Annotated in this window: 18 protein-coding genes; 10 read left to right on the top strand and 8 right to left on the bottom strand. The window is 56.9% G+C overall.

Annotated elements, in window-relative coordinates; genetic code table 11:
- The coding region (gene rho, locus BGIM_RS0104450; RefSeq protein ID WP_084759792.1) for a transcription termination factor Rho at positions 1–1,295 on the top strand (1,295 nt) is incomplete at its 5' end.
- Positions 1,296–1,446: 151 nt separating this feature from the next.
- Here rho and BGIM_RS48630 read toward each other — a convergent pair.
- The gene (locus BGIM_RS48630; RefSeq protein WP_020468598.1) at positions 1,447–2,193 is read right to left on the bottom strand and encodes a 3-keto-disaccharide hydrolase; all 747 of its coding nucleotides are present in this window, start codon (positions 2,191–2,193) and stop codon (positions 1,447–1,449) included.
- A 116-nt stretch (positions 2,194–2,309) separates the two neighbouring features.
- On the opposite strand from BGIM_RS48630, the gene BGIM_RS0104460 reads away from it, so the two are divergent.
- Both BGIM_RS0104460 and BGIM_RS0104470 read left to right on the top strand, forming a co-directional pair.
- Positions 2,310–3,824: a carboxypeptidase M32 gene (locus BGIM_RS0104460; RefSeq protein ID WP_020468599.1), complete on the top strand. Its 1,515-nt coding sequence runs from the start codon at positions 2,310–2,312 to the stop codon at positions 3,822–3,824.
- Positions 3,825–4,090: 266 nt separating this feature from the next.
- Positions 4,091–5,095 (top strand): serine/threonine protein kinase, encoded by a 1,005-nt coding sequence (locus BGIM_RS0104470; protein WP_020468601.1) that lies wholly within the window; start codon positions 4,091–4,093, stop codon positions 5,093–5,095.
- Here the strand turns inward: BGIM_RS0104470 and BGIM_RS0104475 are convergent.
- Positions 5,079–5,996, bottom strand: a complete 918-nt coding sequence (locus BGIM_RS0104475) for a pseudouridine-5'-phosphate glycosidase (protein WP_020468602.1) — start codon at positions 5,994–5,996, stop codon at positions 5,079–5,081. The genes BGIM_RS0104470 and BGIM_RS0104475 overlap by 17 nt on opposite strands.
- 86 nt (positions 5,997–6,082) lie before the next feature.
- Between BGIM_RS0104475 and BGIM_RS0104480 the strand changes: the two genes are divergently transcribed.
- Both BGIM_RS0104480 and BGIM_RS0104485 read left to right on the top strand, forming a co-directional pair.
- Positions 6,083–7,225: a rhomboid family intramembrane serine protease gene (locus BGIM_RS0104480; protein WP_020468603.1), complete on the top strand. Its 1,143-nt coding sequence runs from the start codon at positions 6,083–6,085 to the stop codon at positions 7,223–7,225.
- Between the two features lie 104 nt (positions 7,226–7,329).
- Complete coding sequence (locus BGIM_RS0104485) at positions 7,330–8,157, top strand: sugar phosphate isomerase/epimerase family protein (RefSeq protein WP_238537515.1); 828 nt, start codon at positions 7,330–7,332, stop codon at positions 8,155–8,157.
- Positions 8,158–8,223: 66 nt separating this feature from the next.
- Here the strand turns inward: BGIM_RS0104485 and BGIM_RS0104490 are convergent, their stop codons facing one another.
- Positions 8,224–10,818 (bottom strand): DUF1549 and DUF1553 domain-containing protein, encoded by a 2,595-nt coding sequence (locus tag BGIM_RS0104490; protein ID WP_020468605.1) that lies wholly within the window; start codon positions 10,816–10,818, stop codon positions 8,224–8,226.
- A 329-nt stretch (positions 10,819–11,147) separates the two neighbouring features.
- On the opposite strand from BGIM_RS0104490, the gene BGIM_RS48635 reads away from it, so the two are divergent.
- Positions 11,148–12,494: a serine/threonine-protein kinase gene (locus BGIM_RS48635; RefSeq protein WP_020468606.1), complete on the top strand. Its 1,347-nt coding sequence runs from the start codon at positions 11,148–11,150 to the stop codon at positions 12,492–12,494.
- 87 nt (positions 12,495–12,581) lie between these two features.
- Here BGIM_RS48635 and BGIM_RS0104500 read toward each other — a convergent pair whose 3' ends face one another.
- The 3 genes from BGIM_RS0104500 to BGIM_RS56905 all read right to left on the bottom strand — a co-directional run bounded on the left by BGIM_RS0104500 (position 12,582) and on the right by BGIM_RS56905 (position 16,938).
- The gene (locus BGIM_RS0104500; RefSeq protein WP_020468607.1) at positions 12,582–13,628 is read right to left on the bottom strand and encodes an RluA family pseudouridine synthase; all 1,047 of its coding nucleotides are present in this window, start codon (positions 13,626–13,628) and stop codon (positions 12,582–12,584) included.
- 15 nt (positions 13,629–13,643) lie between these two features.
- Complete coding sequence (locus tag BGIM_RS0104505; protein WP_020468608.1) at positions 13,644–15,464, bottom strand: M6 family metalloprotease domain-containing protein; 1,821 nt, start codon at positions 15,462–15,464, stop codon at positions 13,644–13,646.
- Positions 15,465–15,549: 85 nt separating this feature from the next.
- Positions 15,550–16,938: a hypothetical protein gene (locus tag BGIM_RS56905; RefSeq protein WP_020468609.1), complete on the bottom strand. Its 1,389-nt coding sequence runs from the start codon at positions 16,936–16,938 to the stop codon at positions 15,550–15,552.
- A gap of 273 nt (positions 16,939–17,211) precedes the next feature.
- Here BGIM_RS56905 and BGIM_RS48645 point away from each other — a divergent pair, with 273 nt between their 5' ends.
- The 4 genes from BGIM_RS48645 (at position 17,212) to BGIM_RS48650 (ending at position 23,586) form a co-directional block, all read left to right on the top strand.
- A complete protein-coding gene (locus BGIM_RS48645) occupies positions 17,212–17,673 on the top strand; it encodes a DUF2752 domain-containing protein (protein ID WP_020468611.1) in 462 nt (153 codons plus the stop codon).
- A gap of 125 nt (positions 17,674–17,798) precedes the next feature.
- Positions 17,799–20,564, top strand: coding sequence for a PA14 domain-containing protein (locus BGIM_RS0104525; RefSeq protein WP_157368608.1), 2,766 nt, complete (start codon positions 17,799–17,801; stop codon positions 20,562–20,564).
- Between the two features lie 108 nt (positions 20,565–20,672).
- Positions 20,673–22,172, top strand: coding sequence for a DUF7133 domain-containing protein (locus BGIM_RS0104535; protein WP_020468613.1), 1,500 nt, complete (start codon positions 20,673–20,675; stop codon positions 22,170–22,172).
- A gap of 328 nt (positions 22,173–22,500) precedes the next feature.
- On the top strand, positions 22,501–23,586 hold the full coding sequence (locus BGIM_RS48650) for a sigma-54 interaction domain-containing protein (RefSeq protein WP_020468614.1): 1,086 nt from the start codon (positions 22,501–22,503) through the stop codon (positions 23,584–23,586).
- A 5-nt stretch (positions 23,587–23,591) separates the two neighbouring features.
- Here the strand turns inward: BGIM_RS48650 and BGIM_RS62110 are convergent, their stop codons facing one another.
- Both BGIM_RS62110 and BGIM_RS0104550 read right to left on the bottom strand, forming a co-directional pair.
- Positions 23,592–24,437, bottom strand: coding sequence for a carboxypeptidase-like regulatory domain-containing protein (locus BGIM_RS62110; protein ID WP_020468615.1), 846 nt, complete (start codon positions 24,435–24,437; stop codon positions 23,592–23,594).
- Between the two features lie 151 nt (positions 24,438–24,588).
- On the bottom strand, positions 24,589–25,404 hold the full coding sequence (locus BGIM_RS0104550) for a purine-nucleoside phosphorylase (RefSeq protein ID WP_020468616.1): 816 nt from the start codon (positions 25,402–25,404) through the stop codon (positions 24,589–24,591).
- Between the last annotated feature and the right edge of the window lie 44 nt (positions 25,405–25,448).

The following is a 25,448-nucleotide window of genomic DNA, read 5'->3' on the forward strand; positions in this document are numbered from 1 at the left end:
CCGAACAGGCGCCGCCCCGGCCATCTGGCGGACCGGCTTCCCGGCTGGACGATCTTTATCGGCTCACCATGCCGAAACTGTTCTTGCTCGCAGAGAGCGAGGGCATTGCCGAACACACCGGGATGACCCGGGCGCAACTCATCGTTGGGATTGTTCGCAAGCAAATCGAACGCGGCGAAGTTGTCCGCGGTTCCGGCACCCTCGAAGTGTTGCCGGACGGTTATGGCTTCCTGCGAAGCCAGGCTCACAGCTATTTGGCGAGCCCCGAGGACATTTATGTGTCCCCGAGCCAGATTCGCCGAATGGGATTGAAGACCGGCTTGGTGGTTGAAGGGCCGATACGCCTTCCCATCGAAGGGCAAGACAACTTCGCCCTGATGCAAGTGGAACTGGTCAACGGCGCTTCTCCGGAAGAGGCCGCCAGCATCACTTCCTTCGACGACCTGACCCCGCTACACCCGAACGCCCGCTTTGTGTTGGAAACGTCCGGCGAAGAAATGTCCGGCCGTGTGGTGGACATGGTGACCCCCATTGGCAAGGGCCAGCGCGGGTTGATCGTGTCGCCGCCGCGAGCCGGGAAAACCGTGTTCCTTCAACGGATGGCCCTGTCCATCATGAAGAACACGCCGGATTGTTATGTGATCGTTCTGCTCATTGACGAACGGCCCGAAGAAGTGACGGACATGCAGCGGGTCGTCGTCGGCCCGAACGTCGAGGTCGTCGCCAGCACATTCGACGAACCGCCGGATCAGCACATTCACGTCAGTGAAATCGTGCTGGAAAAGGCGAAACGTCTTGTGGAACGCAAGCGGGATGTGGTGATCTTGCTTGACTCGATCACCCGTCTGGCCCGCGCTCACAACACCGAAGCCCCCGGCGGCGGTAAGCTGCTCTCCGGCGGTCTCGACTCCAACGCCATGCAGAAGCCGAAACGCTTCTTCGGGGCGGCCCGAAACTTGGAAGAAGGCGGCTCGCTGACAATCATCGCCACGGCGTTGATCGACACCGGTAGCCGGATGGACGACGTGATCTTCGAGGAATTCAAGGGGACCGGCAACATGGAGTTGCACCTTGACCGCCGCCTCGTGGACAAGCGGGTCTGGCCCGCCATTGACGTCAACCGTTCCGGGACGCGGAAAGAAGAATTGCTGGTTCACCCGGAAGAACTAGACCGGGTCCGGCTGCTCCGTCGTGTGCTGGCCGACATGAGCCCGGTCGAAGCGATGGAAATGCTGGTTTCCCGCATGCGACGCACCAAGAGCAACGTCGAATTCTTGACGGGAATGAATCTCTGATTTGTCGGTTCTGCGAAGATGAACCACAAAGACGCAAAGGTCACACAAAGCCTCACAAAGAAATCGGAAGAAATAATTCTTCTCTGATCTTCTTTGTGAAACTTTGTGTGACCTTTGCGTCTTTGTGGTTCGTCTTCGCTTTACAGGAAGATTACTTCTTCTTTGCTTCCTTCGGGATCGGGTCAGATTCCGGGGTGAGTTCTTTGGCATCGGTCAGCGTCTTCAACTTCACGTCTTTGAATTGCACGGTCATTTCGCCCATGCCGGCGTGGATTTGGAAGGCCAGAATGCCTTCGGCGGCCCGCTTGTCTTTTTGGAAGTCAATCGTTTCGGCAAAGACTTTTCCGTTGATCGTCTGGGTCAGATGGTTGCCCTTGGCGACGATCACGTATTCGTTCCAGTCGTTCACTTTGATGGCCTTGAGCAATTCGGCCGGATCCGTCACGGGCAGTTCGTACTTGGCGCCGGTCGGGTCAACCCACACCTTTGCGCCGCGGTTCGTCATCACGCCACGGCCACGTTCTTCGTAGAGAATGCCGAAGAAGCCCATGCCCTTCGAGCCGTCGATATCGGCTTGGTAGCCGCCGACCACGAAATCTTCCGGCTTTCCGACGACCTTTGAGCGGTACTGAATCCCCGAGTTGCCGCCGACGATCTTGAACTTCACGTTCAATTCAAAGTCCTTGACCACGCCGTCCCAAATCAGGAAGCTGTTCCCCTTGGGCAGCTTGCCGTCCTTCGTGTAGCCGGTGATGGCGCCGTCCTTCACGGACCAGAGTTCGGGGAACCCTTTCCAGCCGGTGAGATCCTTGCCGTTGAACAGTTCCTTCCAGTCGTCGGCCATCAGAGGAGATTGCATGGCGAGGAACGCGGCCACGAGCATCACAAATCGACGCATCGGAGAGACCCTTCAGATTAAAGTGCGGGCGATGGAGTGTCAGGTTGGGGATATGACCCTTTCTTCATGATGGCTACCATGTCTGATGACATCGAACACTTTCGGAGATTGACGGGATGACCACGGAAGCCGCCTACCAGGAATTGTTGACCATCAGCCGGGAAGCATCGCTGCTTGGTTCCTGCGGGGCGTTGTTGGGCTGGGACGAGCGGACTTACCTCCCGCCGAAGGGGGCCGAATTTCGCGGGGATCAGATGGCGCTGCTCGCCCGACTGACCCATGAAATGAACACTTCTCCGAAGATTGGCGACTTGCTGGGCACGCTGGAGGCGGCCGGTTGGAACAAGCACGACGATGCCGTGATCGCCGGAAATATCCGCGAGATTCGCCGGGGATACAACCGGGCCGTGAAACTGCCCAAGAGCCTCGTTGAAGAATTGGCCCGGATCACAACACGATCACAAGGTGTCTGGCAGGAGGCCCGGCGAACAAACGATTTTCCGGCGTTTCGCCCGTGGCTGGAGCAAATTGTCTCCCTGAAGAAGCAGGAAGCGGACGCCGTTGGTTATATCGCCCACCCCTACAATGCGCTGCTCGATGAATATGAACCGGGCGCGACGGCCGCCGGGGTGACAACGATTTTTGCCGGATTGGCCAAAGAGTTGGTTCCGCTGATCGAGGCCATCCGCAATTCATCTATGAAAGCGAATCCGGAGATATTAAGCGGTGATTTTCCGGTCAACCTTCAGGAAACCTTCTCGCGTGAAGCGGCCACTGCCATTGGTTTCGATTTTGAAGCGGGGCGATTGGACACAACCACCCATCCGTTTTGTTCCGGGATCGGGCCGGGAGATTGCCGGATCACCACCCGTTATAACCCGCGATTTTTCAACGAAGCTCTCTTCGGAGTATTGCACGAGGCCGGGCATGGCATTTACGAGCAAGGGTTAAAAGCGGAAGCTTTCGGAACACCCGCCGGGAGTTTTTGTTCTTTGGGCATCCATGAGTCTCAATCGCGGTTTTGGGAAAACCAAGTTGGCCGAAGTCCGGAGTTTTGGGAACACTGGTTCCCCAAGGCCAAGGAAGTATTTCCCACGGCCTTGAAGGATGTTCGACCCGAGTCATTCCATCTGGCGATCAATGAAGTGAAGCCTTCGTTCATCCGGGTGGAAGCGGACGAGGCGACCTACAACTTGCACATCATTTTGCGGTTTGAATTGGAACGCGACCTCCTGACGGGACAACTCCCGGTGGCCGATCTTCCCGCCGCGTGGAATGAACGATTTCGAGCCATGTTTGGTCTCACGCCTCCGGATGATCGACTCGGCTGTTTGCAAGACATCCACTGGAGCATGGGGGGCATCGGTTACTTCCCCACATATACGCTTGGGAATCTGTACGCCGCTCAGTTCATGCAACGGGTGCGAACCGATTTTCCGACCCTCGACGACGATTTCCGCAAGGGGAATTATCTCGAATTGAAGGGGTGGCTGAACCGGGAAATTCACCGTCATGGCCGGACTTATTTGCCTGGCGACCTGTGCGAACGCATCACCGGCCAATCGCTGAGTTTCATGCCGTTTGTCGAGTACCTGCGCGAGAAAATGGGCCGGATGTATCGATTGTCCTGAATATGCCGGCCGGGACCATGTTGAACGGAGGAAGTTTGACGGTCCCGGCGGGTTCACCGGATCTTCCGCTTCTAAGGTTGAAAAGGTTTGAATGGATTGCGTCGCCGGGATGGTTTCCATGAACTCCGCCGGTTCTTCGGAAGAGGCCGGTCAGAGGGTTTTGATTACCAATCAAATCGTCAGATCAGTCGTTGGACACATCAAAGTTTCTGTGGCCTGATGTATATGTAAACTCGGCAATGACGGTACATCCCAGAGAGTCAACGATGCGAGCCGGGACTTCGCGGACCGGCACGGATGCAGATTTGGAATTGGATTCCCAAGACGTGACTTCGACAGCCGTGCTGTCTAGTGCGGAAACGCTGCCAGACATCCGGCTTGAAGTCTCCTTGCCTCCTATCGGGGGCTATCTCGGCCGCTGTCGTCTTCAGGCCCATATGGCGGCCGGGAGCAATAGTGCTGTCTTCCTCGGGGAATTGTGGGACCTCCGCATTCCGGTTGCCGTGAAGGTGCTTGCCCCTCGGGATCCATCCTTTCGTGCCTCGCTTGCCGTCCACCTGCGGAACGAGTTTGAAGTCCTCTGCAAGCTGTCGCACGCCTGCATCGCCCGCCTGTGGGATTATCGGGACGATCACGAACAACCGCACCTTGCCACGGAATATGTTCACAGCCTGACACTTGACCAACTCCGCATCAAACACGGTGGTCGGGTGAGTGTGAAACTTGCCCTCCGCATCGCCCTGAAGATTGTGGACGGATTGTCCTCGGCCTGGAGGCTGGGATTTGCGCACCGAGACGTGAAACCGGAGAATATCCTGTTCACGCCGGATGGCAACGTCAAGATCATCGACTGGGGGCTGGCGGGAGAGGTGGGCAGGGAACTACCCTCCACGCTCATCGCGGAACCAACCCGGTTCATCGGCACGCCTGCTTATATGGCCCCCGAATCGGCGCGGACGAACCGGGCTTTTGACCATCGGACGGACATCTACAGCCTTGGGGCGACGATTTATCATCTCGTCACCGGGAAATTGGCCTTTGAGCATGTGATGGCCACAAAGATGATCCTCGCCCATCTTCACGAACCGCTGACACCGGCCTTCGACCATGTGCAGGAACCGGGAATGCTTCGATTGTCCGAAGTGCTTTCCCGAATGATGGCGAAGAACCCGAATGATCGCTACCAAGATCCCGACGAGCTTCGGGATGATCTGACGCGGGCCCTGTCTGAAGACTCTGGTGGAAATTCCAAATTCATTCGGATTCGCTGAGGGCCGTCGCCACAAGGGCCGCCAGCCGGGCATTGGCGACAATCAACGCCTGGTTCGCTCGCAAGGTCTTTCCCGCGGACAGTTCAGCGATTCGCTTCAACAAGAATGGTGTGACGCTTGCCCCCGTCACTTGCTTTTCTGTTGCTTCCCGCTCGGCAATCTCACACCAACCTTGAAATTCATCTCCATCAATCGCCACCTCCGTCGGCAACGATTGCGCGAGGACCGCCCCGCCCCCGCCAAGTTTTCGATGAGCCATGAACAGGCGGGCGGCCATCGCCGGATCATCCACTCGGGCCGGAACCGGCAAGTTCACGTTGCTCAGGTAAAAGCCCGGCAGAAGGTCTGTTTGATAGCCAACAACGGGGACGGAGAGGGTTTCCAAAATCTCCAAGGTTCGCGGCAAATCGAGAATGCTTTTCGCCCCGGCGCACACGACAAGAACCGGTGTTCGGGCCAGTTCCACAAGATCGGCGGAGATGTCGAAATCTTGGCCGGAATCCCGGTGGGCCCCGCCAATTCCACCGGTGGCGAAGATTGAAATACCCGCCTGACGGGCCAGAAACATGGTCGCGGCCACCGTGGTTGCCGCGTGAAGACCTTTGGCCATCGCGGTTGGCAGATCGCGCCGACTGGCCTTGAGAATTCCAGCGGTCGTGGCAAATTCCCGGAGTTGATGTTCAAAGAGCCCAATGGTCGGCACGCCATTCCACACGGCAATGGTGGCCGGGGTGACTCCTGCGGCTCGGATGGCATCTTCGGATTCCATTGCGGTTGCCAGATTGGTTGGCCACGGCAAACCATGCGAAATCAGCGTGGATTCCAAGGCGACGACCGGCCGCCCCGTTTCGAGGGCCGTGCGGACTGTCGGGTGAATTGCCAGCCAATCGGGAAAAACCATCGCGTTTGCTCCGCATCCATCGACAATCGGCCGGGTCGGCTGATAATGGCCAAGTGGCACGTCGCGTTGGCCCTTGTGTGGATATCATGCCGGAAATTGCCGAATCGTCACTCCGGGAAACGCTCCTGCGAGCCATCGCCGAACAAGGCGCCGAACCTTGGCTGCCCCGCTTGCATGCGGAAAAGCACTCCTTGGACCTGGAGTCGCTGTATTCCCCGTTGAATGATCTCCGGATCGCCAATCTGATTCAATTGACGGAATGGCAGCAGGGGCATGGCCAGGGTTATCAGATCACCGAGCTTGGCCGGGAAGTGTTGCGCGACCCGGTGTTTCTCCTCCAAATGCACAAGGGGCTTTCCCGCTCAACCATTCCAGTGGTCGAACCGTTGGAAACGGTTGTGAGTTCCAACGCGACCCCGCTCGAACGGGGTGACGCAGCCCGCGAGGCTATTTACGGATTTCGATCCACTCCGATCATCTATGTCATTCTGGCCGTCAACATCGTTGCTTTTCTCATCACCTTGATCTTTTCCGTCCGGGAAGGAACCCCGGTCATGCGATTTCTCGACCGGGGGGATGTGGTGGTGATGGCCAAGCTCGGCGCGGCCGGAATGCCCGAGTTGGCGAAGGGGGAATGGTATCGACTGGTCACCTGTTGTTTTCTGCATTTCGGCTTGCTTCACATCACGCTGAACATGACCTCGTTGTATCTCTCCCGGCGAATTGAAAACGTCTGGGGTTCCGGGCGGTTGCTGATCCTGTATGTCATTTGTGGCATCTGTGGCAGCGTCACATCCATGCTTTATGAACCGGGCTCCCCTGACCGGCCGTTATATCTTGCCGGTGCGTCCGGTGCGTTGTGGGGGATCATGACCTCGCATTTGTGCTGGCTGTATCTGAACCGGAGACATTTCGCCCCGGCCGAAGTCCAGCGGTGGATGGCCTCGATTTCCTACACACTGTTGCTGAACATCGGTATCAGCATGCTCCCGAATGTCAGCATGGCGGCCCACTTGGGGGGCGGCATCGCGGGGTTGATCGCCACGCCGTTGCTTCAAATTCACCGATTTGGCGCCCCCGCCCGGCGGTTGTCGGCCGGGGTGTTGCTGGCTTTGCTTCCGTCGCTGTTTCTCACCACGCTGGCGATGGCGATTGAACGAGATTCCCGGTTGAAGGTCTTCGTGGAAGCTGAAAAGAAGCAAGCAGAACCTCCGGTGACTCCTTGGTGACTCCCTGACGGTTGAATCTCATCCGCTTGTCGAATCAGTCGTCGAAACCAAAATACCGGAACGTCTCTTCCCACCTATTGCTGGAGTCATCCATGAAGACTGGCATGAATCTTCTTCTCTGGACGGGGCACGTCACGGAGGAACTCTATCCTGTCATCGCCGACATCAAAGCCACGGGCTTCGACGGAGTGGAAATCCCGATTTTTGACGGCGATCCTGCCCATTACTCGAAGATCAAGAAGGAACTCGACAATCAGGGGCTGGAATGCACCACCGTCACCGTGGTCGGCCCGGACCATAGTCCGATCAGCCCGGATGCGAAAGTCCGCGAGGCGGCTCTTAATCGCTTGAAATGGGCCATCGATTGTAATCACGCCTTGGGAGCGTGGAACATGGTGGGGCCATTCCATTCCCCGCTTGGGGTCTTCTCCGGGGTGCCGCCGACTGAAGACGAACGAAAGCGGGCCGCCGATGTGCTAAGGGCGGCCGCCGAGTATGCCGCCCAGGCGAAAGTGCAATTGTGCGTGGAGTATCTCAATCGGTTCGAGTGCTATTTCCTGACGACCGCCGCCGACGCGGTGGCCCTCGTCAACCGGGTGAATCACCCGAGCCTCAAGACGATGTATGACACCTTCCACGCCCACATTGAGGAAAAGAGCCAGGCGGCCCCGATCTATCAAACGGCCCCGGTGTTGGGGCACGTCCACATCAGCGAGAATGATCGGGGCACGCCGGGAACCGGGCAGGTGAATTGGGCAGAAGCATTCGCCACGCTCAAAAAGATCGGCTACGACGGTTGGATGGTGATCGAAGCCTTTGGCCGGGCCTTGCCCGACTTGGCCGCCGCCACGAAGGTCTGGCGGGATTTGTTCCCGACGCCGAAACACGTTTATGCCGACGGATTGAAGTGGATTAAGCAAAACTGGAAGTGAAAAAAGAAGGCCGAGCTTTTAAGCTCGGCCTTCTTTCTTATCCGTCAATCGGAACTGATCTGCGAATCAATGTCGGAACAAAAACTCTCGCGTGTTCAACACGGCCCACATCACATCTTCCCAAGCCTTCCGTTTGTCCATGCCCTTGGCGACGTGAGCCATCGCCGGGGAGCGTTCCGCATCTGTCGGATAGCGGGACAGGGCGGCGAGGTACAGGCCGTCGAGGATTTCCTTTTCATTCTTCTTTTCGGCCAGCAACTTCCCGAGGCGATTGCCGGGGTTTCGCAACTTCTCATTGATCGTTGGCCCGTTGATGAGTTGCAGGGCTTGGGCCAGGTTGCTGTCGCTTTCCCGTTCGCATTCGCAAGCGAGTTCACGGGCCGGTTGGCCGAAGGTCTTCAGGAACGGATGGTTCACTTCGCCGTCCGGCAATTGGATAGCCCGCGTCCCCATCGGCAACCCGGCGAACTTCTCGGGAATCTGCGTCACATCGCACAGGGCGTCTAACAATTGTTCGGCACTGAGCAACTTGGTGACAGCGTGCGAGAAATACTTCACATCGTCCTTGTTGGAATCATTCGGCGTCGCGGAGAGTTGATAGGTCCGGGACAGCATGATCGTGCGGACGAGATGCCGCAGGTCGTACTTGTGGTCCGTGAAATCCTTGGCCAATGAGTTCAACAGTTCATCGTTGCTCGACGGATTCGATTCGCGGAAGTCATCGACAGGGTCAACAATGCCCTTGCCGACGACGTGATACCACACACGATTCACAATCGACTTGGCGAAGAACGGATTGCTCGGGGAGGTCAGCCACTCGGCAAACACTTCGCGGCGATCAGTTCCGGCCGGAATGGTCGGGGTGGCCCCCTTGAGGAACTTCGGAGCCATCACTTTGCCCGAACGGGGTTGGGTCACTTCGCCGTCACGGCTGGCAAACACCACCTCGGCCGTCGCATCTTGCGGGGTCTTGCCGGGGTTAACCGAGTCTTTCTTCACCTTCACGCGGGCAAACCACGCGGCCGTCGAATAGTAATCGTCCTGCGTGATCGCCTCGAACGGGTGGTTATGGCACTTGGCACATTGCATCCGCACGCCGAAGAAGAGCTGGGCGGTCGTTTCAGCCAAGCTTTGCGGGTCTTTGGCGATCCGGTAATAGTTCGCCGGGGGATTGTTGAAGGTGTTGCCGTTTGAGGTCAGCATTTCATTGATGATGCTGTCCATCGACGTGTTTTTGTTCAGGTGGTCGCGGAGCCATTGCTGGAAGCCGTGAACGCCCTTCACTTGAATGCTCTTGCGGTTGCTGCGGAACACATCGGACCACTTCAAGGCCCAGAAATCCGAGAATTCCGGGCGTTGCAAAAGTTGGTCGATCAATTTGGCCCGCTTGTCCGGCGATTTGTCCCCAATGAAGACGGCCACTTCTTCCGGCTTGGGAAGCAGACCGCAGACATCAAGGTAAGCCCGGCGAAGGAAGTCTTCGTCCGTGCAGAGTTCGCTCGGTTGGATAGTCATCAGCTTCAGCTTGGCGAACACGGACTTGTCCACGAAATTGGCTTCCGGGGGATTCGACCACACGAAGCCGTCTTTCGGTTCCAAGTAGGTGATGCGAATGGAAACCATTTCTTCCAAGTAGCGGGCCAAGACGGCGATTTCACCGGCTTGTTTAAACTCCACGAAGCCATTCGGCGTCACATCGCCGATGGCCGGGTCGCTGCTGGTGAACACTGTCAACCGGGTGACATCGCGGATGGAACCATCGCTAAAGTGGCCCAAGGCCGAGAGTTGTTGCCATTTGGCTGGCGCGGTGAACACGCGATTGCCGGGCAGAACTTCCAGCTTTTTGAGGACGGGTTGGGTGGCCGCGTCGTCGGGCATTCCCTGAGCCATCCAGTTTGAAATCACTTCGACGGCTAAGGTATCGGCCCCGAAGCGGGCTCCCCCTTCGTGCGGCACACGGCCGAGACCCTTTTGAAGCATTAAGCTCGCCATCGGATTTTGCTTGTCCGTCCGGCGACCCCAGACATCTCGCGTCAATTGTTGGAAATCGAGAACAGGATCAAACCCGCGAAGACTGAGGCGAAAACCGTTCTTGCCACTGGGGGTGCCGTGGCAGGCACCCGCATTGCAACCACCGACGTTCAAGCCCGCGATCACATCGTTTCGGAAACTCACCTGCTCAATCGTGCCAACCTTTTCCACGATCAACGGCACAGAAGTGGTCTTGCCGCCGACGGCCACTTCCAAGCTGCCCGAGCCGTCCTTTCGGCCACGCACAAAGCCGTCGGCAATTTCAACCAACCCCGGCGTGGTCGCCTTGATGTCGGCGAAGGGGGTCAGGTCGCGAATCGTGCCGTCGGCATATTTGCCGGTCACCAAGAGTTGTTGCATTCCGCGGGGGCCGACCAGCGAAATTTGCTTCGGCTGGACCTCAATGGCAGTCGGCTGGCCGATCAGTTTCAGGCGGTCCTTGGATTGGTTCGGATTCGCGGCTTGCAAAGAGGCCGTGAGGAACAAAAGGCAAGCAAGGAAACCAGACACGCGGGGAGCGCACATGAAGATGGCCTTTCGGTGGGAGGCAATCAAAGCCGTCGGACGGCAGGCGGGCAGGAGATCAACGGCGGGACGACGGGAAAAGGGGGAGGCCGAGCCCCGTCGCATTTCCTCCTAATTTACCTTCTTCACCGGGAAATGCGAAGAGAAATATGAAAATTCCGCGCAACCTTGGGATGTGGATTGAACTGATGTGGACAAAATAGTTCCTGTTGGGCAAGAATTTTGGAGATGTAACGAACAAGTAATACGGCAAGACGATTACTCGCATGGATCGTCTGAATAATAGCCGGGGATTCACGAACTATCGTAACTTGGGTGGGCGGCGGGTGTTTGAAACCCTACGTTGATCGGCTCGCGCAAGTTTGACGCGAAAGTACGTTTACCAAGGATTGTGACTGATCAAGGAATGATCAGTCTGGAGAACCACTGACGAAATGACGCAGAACGCGCCACATATCGATGCTCAAACCTTCGTGGAACATTTGGTCCGCAGCGGGCTTTTGGAACCGGAAGCCATGGCCCGCTTCAATGCCGAAGGCCCCGAGACCGAAGACGGACTGGAACTCGCCCGGTTTCTAGTCCGCAAGGGAATGCTCACTAAATTTCAAGCAGAAAGGTTGTTGTCCGGCCGTTCCGATGGGTTTCAACTGGGCCAGTATCGAATTCTGGACGAATTGGGACGCGGCGGCATGGGCCGGGTGTACAAAGCCCTTCACTTGACGATGGGACGGATTGTCGCCCTCAAAGTGCTGGCTCCGAATCTGACCAAAACGGACATGGCCCGTGAACTGTTTCGCCGGGAAGTCCGGGCGGCCGCCAAACTGAATCATCCGAACATCGTCGCCGCCTTCGACGCCAATCAGGCCGGGGAATCGTGTTTTCTGGTAATGGAGTTTGTCGACGGGCCGAACCTTTCGGAACTCGTCAAACGTCGCGGACCGTTGCCGACGGATCAATCCTGCGAATTCATCCGGCAGACCGCCACGGGACTGGCCAATGCCCATGCGATGGGATTGATCCATCGGGACATCAAACCGGCAAATTTGTTGGTTCAAACCACGGCCGCCGGGCCGGTCATCAAGATTTTGGATTTTGGCCTGGCTCATATTGTGGCCCCTGACAAACCATCGGATTTGTCAGATGCCAATGGCGAGTTCATGGTGATGGGGACGCCGGATTATGTGTCGCCCGAGCAGGCCCGAAACAAGAGCAGTGTCGATGTCCGTTCGGACTTGTATTCGCTCGGCTGCACGTTTTACTATTTGCTCACGGGGGCCGTGCCTTTCCCCGGCGGCAGCGCCCTCGAAAAAATCGTGCGGCACTATTCGGACGAGCCGACCGACATCCGGACCTTGCGGCCGGAAATTCCGGAACAACTTGCCGTGATTGTTCATCGGTTGCTGGCCAAGAAGCCGGATGAGCGGTTTGCCGACGCTCATGATCTCATCAATGCCCTGAATCGACTGGCGCTCGCTCATTCCGACTGGCAGCCTCCCTCGACGGATAATTCAAAACGGGATTCAGGATTGAATGTCGGCGTGCGAGAAGATGATCCGTGGGCAAACCTCGCGGATGATTCCATCGCCAACACATTGCCAAACGTGGGCTCGGCCACCCGTGAAACCTCGACAAGCCGCCCGAGTCGGTTTGTAAAATCAGATCGGGAGCGTCATCGTCGAGGCAAGATGAACTGGGTTTGGATCGGATTGCTGATCGTTTGTGTGATCAGCGTCTTCTTGGGTGTGGTATCTGCTCTGAAGTTTTTCATCGCACATCAGTGAACAATCAGGCCGGGAAGCCATGTTCAGCCAAGAATCGAAGAGTGTTTTGATTCTTAGCTGAACATGGCTTCCCGGTTTCTTTTGTTTTCAGTCCCACATTTCCAGTTCAGCTTCTCCCTCTTGATCATCCTCGACTACGACTTTCCAAGAAGCCAGCAGTCGTTTCATGTCCGAGGGCATTGGGGATTCCCAAGTCATCGTGTCACCGGTGATTGGGTGGGTCAGTCCCAATCGGGTGGCGTGGAGCATCGGTCGATTAGCACCGGAGTCGTCCGGGTGCGGGGAACCATTTAATGGTCGATCGTAAACTGTTTCCCCGCACAACGGCGTCCCGGCTTCTCCCAAATGAATCCGCACCTGATGTGTGCGGCCGGTTTCCAACCGGCATTCCACCAAGGCGAACTTTTCCCATTGTTCCAGCACACTGACGTTGGTCGCGGCGTGTTGGCCTTCCATGCCTTCGGCACTGCCGCGACGCCCGTCGCCACGGTCACGGGCGATGGTCGATTCGATCTTCCCGCCTTTGGCCGTGCCACGCACAAGGGCGAGGTAGCGACGGTCAATTTTGTGCGTCTTGAATTGCTCGTTCAGATGAGTCTCGGCCATCCTGGTGCGGGCAAAGACCACCAAGCCGGTTGTCTCCTTGTCGATCCGGTGAACGGAAAGCACCGGCTTGCCCGGCCGGCCGAGGATCACCGGCAATAGTTCGGCAAGGGTGAGGGGAAGATAGGTCCGGCCGCGCGGGCCAAATTCGGCGGCCTCTTCCTCGTTCCGCATCGTTGTCAGACCCGCCGGCTTGTCCACAATCACGATAGAGTCATCCGAGTAGATCAGCGATGGCATCGGGCCATCGTACTTCGGCAGTTCCGGGAGTTTCTTCTTCGTCTGGGGCGCCGGTTTGGGTTTTGCCTTCGGATTTGGCTTGGGCACCCCTTCCACAAACATCGTCACTTCGACTTGTTTGCCGAGTTTCAAGCGGGCGGCTGGATCATTCACGGGCTGGCTTGCCACGCGCACGGCCCCCTTTTCGATCAACTCCTTGGTCTTCGACCACGGCAGCAATAAACGAGTTTTGAGAAAAGCCGCCAGCGTTTGGTTGGCATCCTGACGGCCGACAATGAAAATCTTCACCATGATCCGGGAATCCTGTTAATTGAACTCGTAACCGATCAGGAATGTGATTTTCCCGTCCGGGCGCTTCGTGATATTCGTGAGATGAACCGGCAAACCGCCGCCGAGCATTGAACGGCTCGACGGTGTTGTGTACGGTGTGAACGACTGGTTGGCCGGGCTGGGGAACGGCACGGAATTCAGGAACACCCGCGGTCCCGCCGGGCCTTCCACACCGTGGGCTTCCTCCAAGATCGGCTTGTTTTGCACGACCCGCCAGATCAACAACCCCTCGGCGGCCAAGTCAGAGTCGAAACCCTTGCGGCGTCGGTTTTCCAAGAGGAAATACTCGCTGCCGTCCGGTCGTACGAGGATTTTGAAACACTCCGTCGGGGAGTCCTCGATCGGACCCAAAATCAACTTTTGCCGCACGGTGGGGTCGATGACCGCCGGTTTGATCCACTCCAATTGTTCCTTGCACCATGCCGAGAAGTGCTGCGGTCTTCCGTTGCCAATTTGATTCGACATCGCGCACCAAATGCCCACTCCCTCGGAACCCGGGTTTTCCGGCCGGGCGTACAGGTCCGGCAGGCCGAGCATGTGGCCGAACTCATGGCACATGGTGCTGATGTTCGACATCTTCGTTGCCCCGGCTTGCATGATGAAATAGGGCAACCGTTTTCCGTCGTAAGTGATGTTGGCGCGGTGGGGCCAGTAAATGTTGCCGCGATTTCTGGTGGCCCCGTCCCCGGCGTACAAGAAAAAGACGCCGTCAAAGTTTTTGAGGGTGTCTTTGCCGTCTCTTGCAACAAGTTTGTCGAGTGTTTCTTTCAGCAATTCCGTCTTGGTGTTGGCATTGGTTCCCTGCCCGTAATCCATTCGGTTCTTGGGCATGACTACCCACTCAAACACTTTGCCCTCAACCTTCAGCTTGCCGAAGGATTGTTCGCGGTAATAGTCGTTGAGGCTTCCGTAAACCTTTTGCCCGGTCGCGTTGGTCTGTGTGAAAGTGCCCTTGGTGAACAGCGAATCTTCCCAGTCCTTGGCGGTGACTTTCGGGTTGTGTTTCACGTCCTGAAAATCGATGCCGATGATGGCGATCCGGTAAGTGTCTTTTTTCCAGTATCCCGCAAGGCGGTCATCCCAATTCTGGCCTTTGCGCTCAACCCGTGTCTCCTCGGCGGCGAGGGTGGCCTTGGCTTCCACTTCACGCCCGTTTCGGTTGAACAACAATTTCACCTCATCCCCGGCCTTGTGTTCGGCCAACAGATCGGCAAGACGGCTTTGCATCGTGATGCCGTTGCCGTCAACTTTCAGCAGGATGTCTCCCTCTTTGAGACCCGCCTTGGAGGCCGGGGAGGCGGGAGTGATTTGGTCAATGGTCGCCCCCATGCCGTCGTCGCGGTCTGCCAAACGAACGCCCAAAATGATCCGGGCGGCTCCGAGTTTCATCGGTTTGCTTGTGCCGCCAAGTTTGGCGGTCAGTTCCTTTAAGCCGTCCGGTCGTTTCACGGTGATCTTGACCGTTTCATCCGGTTCGCGGGAGTGGAGCAGGCTGCGGAACAACTCGGGTGTCAGGTCGGAGCGGTCATCGAGTTTGGTAATGATGTCTCCGACCAGCAGTCCGGCCTTTTGACCCGGCGAGGCCGGTTGGATATCCCGCACCACCAATTGATTTGGCGAAGCAGTTTCCACATGCACGCCAAGGAAGCCTGGCTGGTTGACGGCGGTTGTTGATCCCCGCTTTACAGTGGTTGTCCGGGCGGTGGCTGGCGTCTTGAAGTCTTCGGAGGATTGTTGAGAAAATCCGGACAGGCTGGCCGCCATCAAAATGAGAAGTGTGTAAACGAAAATTCGCATAAGAGGCGCCACCGAGGTTGAAGACATCTGTTTAGTCTACCAAACCCCGGAAACACACCAAAGGATCTGAAATCCGAAAAAATCATCAGGCAAAGACAACTTTCGAGAAGTTGGTGGTTTTCCGGAAGTCATCCCATGAGAGAGTGATGAGTCCGTCGTTGCCCTTTGGCATGTAAGGGTTGTTGTCCACCCGTTTGCCCGTCTGGGTGTCCACGCCTTGCGGATTGTAAAGCTGGATCCACTTGCGACCCGTCGGATCGACAATCACCTGACGAATCGAATAGGAAATCCCGGCTGTGATGCCAGTGCTGTTGACTTGGTTGACAGGGCCGGAATAAGCCACCGCCACGCCGGCGTGCTTCTGGCTCAACAGCAACTGCACGGTCGCGAAATCGAGTTGAGAACCAGACTTGGTGGAGACTGTCCGGCCGGTGAACTGACGGAGGGCGTCTGCGGGATCAAATAGTTTGCCCTTGCTGTCGGTGTTCATCTTGGTCCACTGGGCATCGGTGTAATACTGTGTTGGGTTGATTCCAAAACTCTGCAATCGGGCGCGGAACAACAGAATTGGCCAGAATTCGGCCGTTGAAGTGGCGATGGGCGATGGGTCGTTGTCGGTCCAAGTGCCATCGAATTCGACCTTCACCGTCTTGTTATCTCCCTTCAATGTCACTTGATATTGCCGTCCGCCGAGCGACTTGATCGAATTGCGGATGTCCGTGGCGCTAAGGGCTGAAAAGACCGCCAACATGCCGGTTTGGTTGAAGTCGCCTTTCTTCACCGGCTGGGGCTGGGCGGTGTCCGAATTGCTGATCGCCGCCGCAGTCGAGAAATCATCTTGGTAAACATCGAAATTGGCGGCGCTGTTCGAGAGGCCGGTGCCAAATCCGCTGCCGTCAAGCTGGTCGGTTCCCGCGCCGCCGGAGAGGGTGTCGCGTCCGTCGCCGCCACTGATGCGGTCGTTTCCGGCTTCTCCGTACAGGTGATCGTTGCCGGGGTCGCCGGTGATCCAGTCGTCGCCGACCCCGCCATAAATCACGTCATTTCCTTCGCCGCCCACCAACCAGTCATTTCCGGCGTTGCCCCGGATCGTGTCGTTGCCGGGGTCGCCATAAATGGTGTCGCGGTTCGACCCGCCGGTGATTTGGTCGTTTCCGTTGCCGCCCCATATTTGAGTGGGGATGTTCAAGGCGGATACGTTGACGACATCATTCCCGCCTTGGGCTCGCACCACCAAGGATTGCAAAGACTTGAGCGGGATGGTGTCCGTGAACCGGCGGCCGTCGCGGATCGTCACGCCGGAAAAACTCACCTGACCACTCTGCACCCGTGCCACGATGGTGTCCGAAGACTCGGTGCCTTCGATAGTCAGCGTTGTGCCGGAGAGAACCCCCGTCATGGCGGCCGGGACTTCCCGGCCTTCGAGAGGTTCCAGTCGCAGCGCTGATCGACGGATAGAAGTCTGTTTCGCCATCGCGATCGACCTTCCCTGAGCAGAGATGCGCGATCCATTCCCCGGCACGCGCCGAAGCGGGAATATCGCGTGGAGTCTATCTCGTTTCTTCGCGACTCTGTCAATCAGGAAAACAATGTCGGATTTCTCCGATTATCACGAGTTCTCCGAATGGGAAATTGCCGGGATTGACGGGCCTCCGCAAGTTGCCCTGCTCGCGTTCGCCAGTTTGCCACAAGCCCGAAGCCTCCGAATTCGTTAGAATCTTCCACATCTTTCGGAGTCTCTCAAATCGTGAATGTCACCTCCCCGCCACAAAATCCCCGCCTTTCCGTCCGGAAAGGGCTGCTCTTCGGATCATTGTTTCTGATTCTGGCCGGCGGGATGGTTGTCATCACCGTTTTTCCGCCGACAGAGACGCCTTGGTATCCCAAATGCACCTTTAAGGAGGTGACTGGCTATCACTGCCCCGGTTGCGGCACGGCTCGGGCCATCCATTCGTTGTGCAACGGCCGGATTTTGCAGGCCATCGTTTACAACCCGTTCACGGTGGTGGCGGTTTGTTACCTCATCGCGGAACCAATCAACGCGGCCATCGCCCGTTGGCGTCGGCGTCCCAAGTTCGCACTCACCACTTGGATGGTTTGGACGTTTGTGTGTTTGTTGATGATCTTTGGGGTTCTCCGCAACATTCCCAGCCCGCCATTCACATATCTCGCTCCGCATGAAATCACTCCGGTCGTGCGGGAAGATTGATTTTCCGAACTTCGCGCTTGCGGCCGGAATGTCTTCCGACGATAAGATGAGTTCGACGTTAATTGCCTGCCGATATGATCCCACCCAAGCCCTCGCTCTCGTCTCCCAAGATTCAGAGGATGTTCATGAAATCCCGTTTTCCAAGGCAAACCCGACTGATGTTGGGAATGTTTGGCTTGCTTCTGATCGCCCCCGGTTCGGCTAATGCGGCCCATCCGATTGTGGCCGGTTTTGAGCGGTTTCACTCAAGCCCGAAAGCCGATCCGCTGCCCGGCGGGCAACTCCTCCTTGGCGAATTAAACTGTACCAGTTGCCACGCATCGAGCGATCCCTTGCTTGCCAAAAAGCAGGCTCCAATCCTTGATGGAATCAGCACGCGCGTCAAGCCTGCGTATCTGAAACGCTATCTCGCCGATCCGCAGGCGGAAAAGCCGGGCACGACGATGCCGCATGTGCTGGCCAATGACCCCGACAAAGAACAAAAGGTCGCGGCTCTGGCCGCCCTGCTGGCCTCCACGGGGCCGACGAAGCAACTTCGTCCCGACCTGAAGGCCGTGATTCGCGGTCGTGATCTGTTCGCCAAAGTGGGATGCGCTTCTTGTCACGGCTTGCGAGATATTAACGGGGAACCGGCCAAAAACACGTTTCCCCATGCCGTGCCGTTGGGCAATCTTTCGGGCAAGTATTCGATTCCCGGTCTGACGACTTTCTTGAACAATCCGCTGGCGATTCGCCCCTCCGGCCGGATGCCCCACCTTTTGAAAACTCCGGAAGCCTCCGATGTCGCCCATTACTTGTTGCAGGGAGCGAAAGTCTCCATGCCAACGGGAAAAGGGACGACCGCATACAGCTATTTCGAGGGAGATTGGAATAATATTCCCGACTTTGCCAAACTGAAGCCAAAGGCGACCGGAACCGGTGTCGCGTTTGACATCAGCCCGGCGAAAAGGGCGGGTAATTTTGGTTTGCGGTTTGTGGGCTACATCAATATTGAAGCCGCCGGGGAATATACCCTGACGACGACCAGCGACGACGGCAGCAACCTCTACGTTGACGACAAACTCATCGTGAACAACGACGGGGTTCATCCGCCACAATCGAAGTCCGGTTCAAAGGAACTCATCAAGGGAATCCACAAGATCACCGTGGATTTCTTCCAAGGCGGCGGCGGCGCCGAACTGGATGTGGAGATCGAGGGGCGCAACCTTGGCCGACAACCGCTGGCCCCGCTCATGGGAGCGACGGAGGCCGATGTGGCGAAAAAAGCGGAAGCCGCGAAGACTGTTGAAAAAGACGAAGATGCCATTCCCATCGACAAGGAATTGGTTGCCAAGGGCAAGACGCTGTTCGCCTCGGAAGGATGCGCGAACTGCCATCAACTGAAATTCGACGGCAAATTGATTGCCTCAACCAAAACGGTTACCGCGCTGGACAAACTCAAGGGGGCCGGCGGTTGTCTCGATGGGACAGCGAAGGATGTTCCCGCGTACTCTCTTTCTGACATTCAAAAGAAAGCCTTGCTCGCCGCATTGCCGAAGCCGGTCCCGGAAAAGACGGATGCCGCCTCCAAAATCAGCCAAACCATGCTGACATTCAATTGTTATGCCTGCCACGTCCGGGACAAGGTTGGCGGCGTGATCGAGGCGACTAACACGATCTTCCAGACCACCCAACCAGAAATGGGGGACGAAGGCCGGGTGCCCCCGCCGCTAGATGGCGTCGGCGCCAAGTTGAACCCCGCTTATGTGGCCCAAATCCTCAACGCCGGGGCGCATGACCGGCCATATATGCACACACGGATGCCGGGTTTTGGTACGCCCAACGTCGGCCATCTGACGACCATTTTTGACGCGACAGACAAGCTGCCCGAAATCCCGCCGGTCAAATTTGCAGAGAGTGACACGAAGATCAAGGCGGCCGGCCGCCAAATGGTTGGCGCCCAGGCGTTTGGTTGCATCAAGTGCCACACATTTGCGGGCAACAAGGCCGAGGGAGTGCAGGGCATTGACATGACCCTGATGACCAAACGGTTGAAGCGAGACTGGTTCCACGCCTATTGCATCGACCCGCAAAAAATCCGGCCGGGAACCCGTATGCCAACGGCTTGGCCGAACGGCGTCAGCACGTTGCCGAGCATTCTGGACGGCAAGGCTTCCACGCAAGTCGAGGCGATCTTGACATACCTCGCGTCGGACAAACCCGCCATTCCGGCGGGGCTTGGCAAGAAGTTCATTCCCCTCGTTCCGACGACAGAGGCGATCATCTATCGCAATTTCATTCAGGGCGCGGGCGCGAGGGGGATCGGAGTTGGCTATCCCGAAAAATTGAATATTGCCTTCGATGCCAACGAAATGCGATTGGCGATGATCTGGCAGGGGGGATTCATTGATGCCGCCCGGCACTGGACGGATCGCGGCGTCGGTTTCGAGGGGCCGCTGGGCGACAACATTCTGCCGCTGCCAGCCGGGCCGACGTTTGCAACGCTGGAACGAACGGACACCGCCTGGCCTGCGAAAGCCCCGAAGGAACTGGGTTACAAGTTTCTTGGCTACACATTGTCGCCGGATGAGCGGCCGACGTTTAAGTATGCCTTCAATGACATCGCCATCACCGATTTCTCCAATCCCGTCCCGCAAGAGATGGGAACGGCTAATTTGAAGCGAACGCTGACGCTTGAGTCAGCGAAGCCGGCGGAGCAATTGTTCTTCCGGGCGGCTGTCGGCAACAAGATCGAAGCGGGGGAAGCCGGTTGGTTCAAGATGGATGGTTACAAGATCAAAGTGGAAACCCCGGGAGCCGCGATCCGCACGGTGAACGGCAAACAGGAACTGGTCGTTCCGGTCAATCTCAAGGACGGCAAGGCCGTGATCGTCGTTGTATATTCGTGGTGACCGAAGATGGTTCGGGCCTTCTGGCCCGAACCGCTTTGTCGAAGCTGTTTGTTTCAACGTTGCAAGTGACTTGATCCAACATCATCCTTTGAACCGAGAATTGAAATCATGTTCGCATATCGTTGGTTGGTTGCCGGCGTCGTCGCCCTGGGGGCGCTGGGCTCGGCCCATGCTCAGCCCAAGAAGACAGATGCCGTCAAGGAAGACGACTTTTACAAGCTCGTCCCGTATGAACTCCCCGGCGGCGAGGTGCTGGAGGCCGGGGCCATTGAAATCCTCCCGGGTAACAAGGTCGCGGTGGGAACCCGTCGCGGCGAAGTCTGGATCATCGAGAACGCCTACGCCAAAGACCCGGCTGATTCAAAGTTCACTCGTTTTGCCCACGGCATGCACGAAATCCTTGGCCTCGCTTACAAGGACGGCAAGGATGGCTGGCTGTACGTAACACAACGCCCGGATGTCACCCGGATCAAGGACACGAACGGGGACGGCAAGGCCGATGTGTTTGAGGTCGTCACCGAAGGCTGGGAAGTCAACGGGGATTATCACGAGTACGCCTTTGGCTCGCGGTTCGACAAGAACGGCAATATCTGGTTCACGCTTTGCCTGACCGGATCGTTTGACAGCAACAGTAAATTCCGCGGGTGGGCCGGGAAGATCACGCCGGAAGGGAAATTTATTCCGACCACCAGCGGCGTCCGCTCCCCCGGCGGCATCGCCTTCAATGCCGAGGGGGAGGTTTTTTACACGGACAATCAAGGACCGTGGAACGGAACGTGTGGCCTGAAGCACATCAAAGAAGGCGCGTTTGTCGGCCACCCCGGTGGTTTCAAATGGTACAAGGAACCGGAAGCGAAGTATCTCGGCGAGGCTCCGCTCGTCCCCAAGTCCAAAAGCCGGATGATGACCGAGGCCAAGAAGATCCCGCAATTGAACCCGACTTGCGTGATGTTCCCCTACGGCAAGATGGGGCAGTCTGCCAGCGGGTTGGATTGCGACCTCACCGGCGGCAAGTTCGGTCCCTTTGAGAAGCAATTGTTTGTCGGCGATCAGACGCACAGCACCATCATGCGGGTCTTCTTGGAAAAAATCGACGGCCACTATCAGGGAGCCTGTTTTCCATTCCGGGCCGGAATGGGATCGGGAATCGTCCCTGTGCGATTCGGCGCTGATGGTTCGCTAATCGCCGGCGGCACCAACCGGGGTTGGGGTTCTCGGGGGCCGAAGCCTTTCTCCCTTGAACGACTCGTTTGGACGGGCAAGGTTCCTTTTGAAATCCATGAGATGCGCGCCAAGCCGGATGGTTTTGAACTTACCTTCACCAAACCCGTGGATCCCGTGACGGCCGGGAAAATTGAGTCCTACAGCGTGAAGACGTTCACCTACATTTATCAAGCCGATTACGGCAGCCCGGAAGTGGATCAGACCACGCCGAAACTCACCAAGGTTGAGGTGGGCAAGGACGGTAAAAGCGTCCGGCTGCATATTGATGGCCTGCAAGAGGGGCACCTTCATGATGTGACGGTGTCGGGCATCCGATCAAGCGAAGGAGAGTCGGTTTTGCATCCTCAAGCGTATTACACGCTGAATTACCTCCCTGCCAAGTAACCTCGGAACGATTTGTGTTCTCCCTCGAACCTCGCATGGACCTTTGTTCCATGCGAGGTTTTTTGATGCCCATTCGTTGTTCAACCGATGGCGACACATTCATCATTTTATGCGCGTAATAAAGGCAATAATGACTATTGTTGGGGCATGTTATGCATGTATGTGCCCGTTTTTCTGGCAGAAAACTAACCGTGAGGTTTTTGTTCTCATGAATAATGCAAGAAATGTCTAAAATCTCCGCATAACATGTTGATTTGAGAAGCAGAGGCGTTTACCCTGATTACAGTGGAAACAATCTTCTCCCGTCGAACAAGGAGCGGGCTCGGGGATGGCACGCAATGATACGGAAGAGCCGTTGTTGCCCGACATCGTGGGAAATTCTTCCGCGATGCGCGAGGTCTACCGACTCACCCGACTCGCCGCGCCGACCAACGCCAGTGTTCTGCTGATTGGCGAAACCGGCACCGGGAAGGAAGTGATCGCCAGGGCGGTCCATAAACGTAGCAACCGTTCCACGGGTCCATACATCCGGGTGAACTGCGGGGCCTTGCACGAGAACTTGCTGGAAAGCGAACTGTTCGGGCACGTCAAAGGAGCCTTCACCGGAGCCATCGAAAACAAGACCGGCCGTTTTGAGGCGGCACATGGCGGGACCATCTTTCTTGATGAAATCTCCAGCATGTCCGCCAAGCTTCAAGTCAAATTGCTTCGTGTGCTTCAGGAACGGGAATTCGAGCGTCTGGGTGATGCCAAAACGATCCGCGTTGATGTTCGGGTCGTGGCCGCCACCAACGAATCTTTGGAAGATGAGATCGAGGCCGGTCGGTTTCGGGAAGATTTGTATTATCGGCTGAATGTGGTCCCGATTCCTCTACCTCCCCTCCGAGAGCGGCGGGATGACATCCCGTTGCTTGCCCAACACTTTTTGCGGCGGCATTCCGAGTTGAACCGGCGTGATGTGTTTGAACTGACGCCGGAAGTGTTGCAATCACTGCTCAGTCACGATTGGCCGGGGAATGTCAGAGAGTTGGAAAATACCATCGAACGCTTTGTGGTGTTGAGCGAAGGAAAGAAAATTTCCTCCGACTTGCTGAAGTTTGGCCGGCCAAAGTACTCCCTGCGAAGCCTCAAGCCTCGCGTGGACGATGTTCCCTCCCTTGTGAGGAAACTGGTGGAAGTGGGAACCCGGCACGGTTTGCCAGCCGGGGCCCAGTTATACGATTTCTTGGTGGGTGGCGTCGAACGCGAACTGATCGAGCAGGTGATGCTCCAGTGCGACGGTGTCAAGGTGACGGCTGCCGAACGGTTGGGCATTAACCGAAACACCCTGCACAAGAAATTGGAGCAATACGGGGCGATGCTGAAGTCCATTCCCGTGGACGACGGCCATTCGTCCAACGGGACGGGAGATTAAGGCGGTCAGTATCCGCCGCCGCTTCCTCCACCCCCGCCTCCTCCACCGCCGCGACGACCTCCGCCTCCACCTTTGCCGCCGCGACCGCCGCCTTTTTTGGGGGCATCCGACGGGCCAGGATTCATGTTTTGCTGCGGCACCAATTCTTTCCGAAACTGTTCAAATTCGGTTTGGGTGCCGACCACGAAAATCTCCTTCGTGCCATCCTTTTTCAACCAGCGAATACCCACCGTTTTCTCGTCCATTTCGCCCAATGTTTGGTCGCCGCCTTCATATCGGGCTCGGTAATTCACGATTGCAACGCGGTCCAGGATCTTGGGTCCGTTGATTTTCACTTCACCATTTCGATCCGCATAGAAGGGGTATGTCCGCTGGCCGCTTTCGACAGGATTGTCGCGGAGGCTGACATCGGCTTTGAGCAATCCGCGGAAGCCGGTCGTCAGAACGATCATCACGTCAAAAGGCGGGTCGGGGTAGACGTCCAAGACAAAATCAGCGGGATGGGCATCGGCTCCACCAAAGAACGGTTTGGGACTGATCTTGATGATGTCCGAATCGCTCACCACTTTGAACTCGTTTTGATATCCCTTGGCGGTGATGCTAATCATCGCTGGTTCGGAACCATTGGGAACAAATTCAACCAACGCCACGCCGGTGTTTCCCGTCGTGGCCGTCGCGGAGTCAGAAGCCGTGTGGTGATGGACCATCTGAACTTCCGCATTGGCAATCGGTTGATGGCTTTCCGCATCCCGTACCATCACCTCCACGGGGCGGGTTCGATACGTCGATTGGCAACCGGTGGTCAACGGAAGGAGTGTGACACAGGAGAGAACAACGATCAACCGACGCATGATGAACGACCCCGGCGGGGTGACGAATGCATGAGGGTGCGTGCATCCGGACGGGGTCATATCTCAGATGGCGAAAAACTGCAAGGTCATTCAGCGAAACAAGATGGGCCAAACTCATTAAGATCTCATTTGGCATGAGAGCGCCAGAAAACTACATTCGCTCAACCACTTTCCGCACCAACACCCGCAGTTTTTTCTCGCATTCGGCCGCCACCGCCAGGATTTCCGGTAGGCTTGTCGGTTCCAAAGCATCCGGCAGGCACATGTCCGTGATGGCGCTAAAGCCAAGTGATTTCATTCCTGAATGGACGGCGACGATCACTTCCGGCACGGTGGACATCCCCACCACATCAGCCCCGATGGTTCGCAGGAAGCGGTATTCGGCTCGCGTTTCCAAGTTGGGGCCGGCGACCGCCACATAAACACCCTGCTGGACGGGCATTTTCTCATCAATGGCGACCTGTTTGGCGAGTTTCAACAACTCGGGATCATACGCATGACACATGTCCGGGAACCGGACGCCGAGGCGATCATCGTTCTTGCCGATCAGCGGGTTATCCCCGATCAGGTTGATGTGATCTTCGATCACCATGATATCCCCCTTTGAATATTGGGGATTCAGGCCGCCACAGGCGTTTGAGACAATCAGCGTGTCACATCCGAGGGCCTTCATCACCCGCACGGGGAATGTCACTTGTTGTAACTTGTAGCCTTCGTAGAAGTGGAAACGCCCCTCCATCGCCACGACGCTTTTGCCGCCAAGTGTGCCGCACACCAATCGGCCGGCATGGGATTGCACGGTGGAAGTCGGGAAATGCGGGATCTGGCCATAGGGGATGGTCGCCTCGGCTTGGATGTCTTCAGCGAGGGCTCCCAAGCCCGTGCCAAGGATAATGCCGACACGTGGCTGGCCCTTCCAAACAGAACGAATGGCCAGGGCGGCTTCTTGAATCTGATAGTAGTTCAACGAGGTTCTCCGCGACGGGGGATACGGTCGGTAGAATAGCGATT

The sequence above is a fragment of the Zavarzinella formosa DSM 19928 genome (assembly GCF_000255705.1).
Taxonomy (GTDB): Bacteria; Planctomycetota; Planctomycetia; order Gemmatales; family Gemmataceae; genus Zavarzinella; species Zavarzinella formosa.

What these genes read in the sequence shown, in the direction of transcription:
- BGIM_RS48630 (WP_020468598.1), bottom strand. Translation starts at nt 2,193, where the DNA reads ATGCGTCGATTTGTGATGCTCGTGGCCGCGTTCCTCGCCATGCAATCT.
- BGIM_RS0104460 (WP_020468599.1), top strand. Translation starts at nt 2,310, where the DNA reads ATGACCACGGAAGCCGCCTACCAGGAATTGTTGACCATCAGCCGGGAA.
- BGIM_RS0104470 (WP_020468601.1), top strand. Translation starts at nt 4,091, where the DNA reads ATGCGAGCCGGGACTTCGCGGACCGGCACGGATGCAGATTTGGAATTG.
- BGIM_RS0104475 (WP_020468602.1), bottom strand. Translation starts at nt 5,996, where the DNA reads ATGGTTTTTCCCGATTGGCTGGCAATTCACCCGACAGTCCGCACGGCC.
- BGIM_RS0104480 (WP_020468603.1), top strand. Translation starts at nt 6,083, where the DNA reads ATGCCGGAAATTGCCGAATCGTCACTCCGGGAAACGCTCCTGCGAGCC.
- BGIM_RS0104485 (WP_238537515.1), top strand. Translation starts at nt 7,330, where the DNA reads ATGAATCTTCTTCTCTGGACGGGGCACGTCACGGAGGAACTCTATCCT.
- BGIM_RS0104490 (WP_020468605.1), bottom strand. Translation starts at nt 10,818, where the DNA reads ATGCGACGGGGCTCGGCCTCCCCCTTTTCCCGTCGTCCCGCCGTTGAT.
- BGIM_RS48635 (WP_020468606.1), top strand. Translation starts at nt 11,148, where the DNA reads ATGACGCAGAACGCGCCACATATCGATGCTCAAACCTTCGTGGAACAT.
- BGIM_RS0104500 (WP_020468607.1), bottom strand. Translation starts at nt 13,628, where the DNA reads ATGGTGAAGATTTTCATTGTCGGCCGTCAGGATGCCAACCAAACGCTG.
- BGIM_RS0104505 (WP_020468608.1), bottom strand. Translation starts at nt 15,464, where the DNA reads ATGCGAATTTTCGTTTACACACTTCTCATTTTGATGGCGGCCAGCCTG.
- BGIM_RS56905 (WP_020468609.1), bottom strand. Translation starts at nt 16,938, where the DNA reads ATGGCGAAACAGACTTCTATCCGTCGATCAGCGCTGCGACTGGAACCT.
- BGIM_RS0104525 (WP_157368608.1), top strand. Translation starts at nt 17,799, where the DNA reads ATGAAATCCCGTTTTCCAAGGCAAACCCGACTGATGTTGGGAATGTTT.
- BGIM_RS0104535 (WP_020468613.1), top strand. Translation starts at nt 20,673, where the DNA reads ATGTTCGCATATCGTTGGTTGGTTGCCGGCGTCGTCGCCCTGGGGGCG.
- BGIM_RS48650 (WP_020468614.1), top strand. Translation starts at nt 22,501, where the DNA reads ATGGCACGCAATGATACGGAAGAGCCGTTGTTGCCCGACATCGTGGGA.
- BGIM_RS62110 (WP_020468615.1), bottom strand. Translation starts at nt 24,437, where the DNA reads ATGCGTCGGTTGATCGTTGTTCTCTCCTGTGTCACACTCCTTCCGTTG.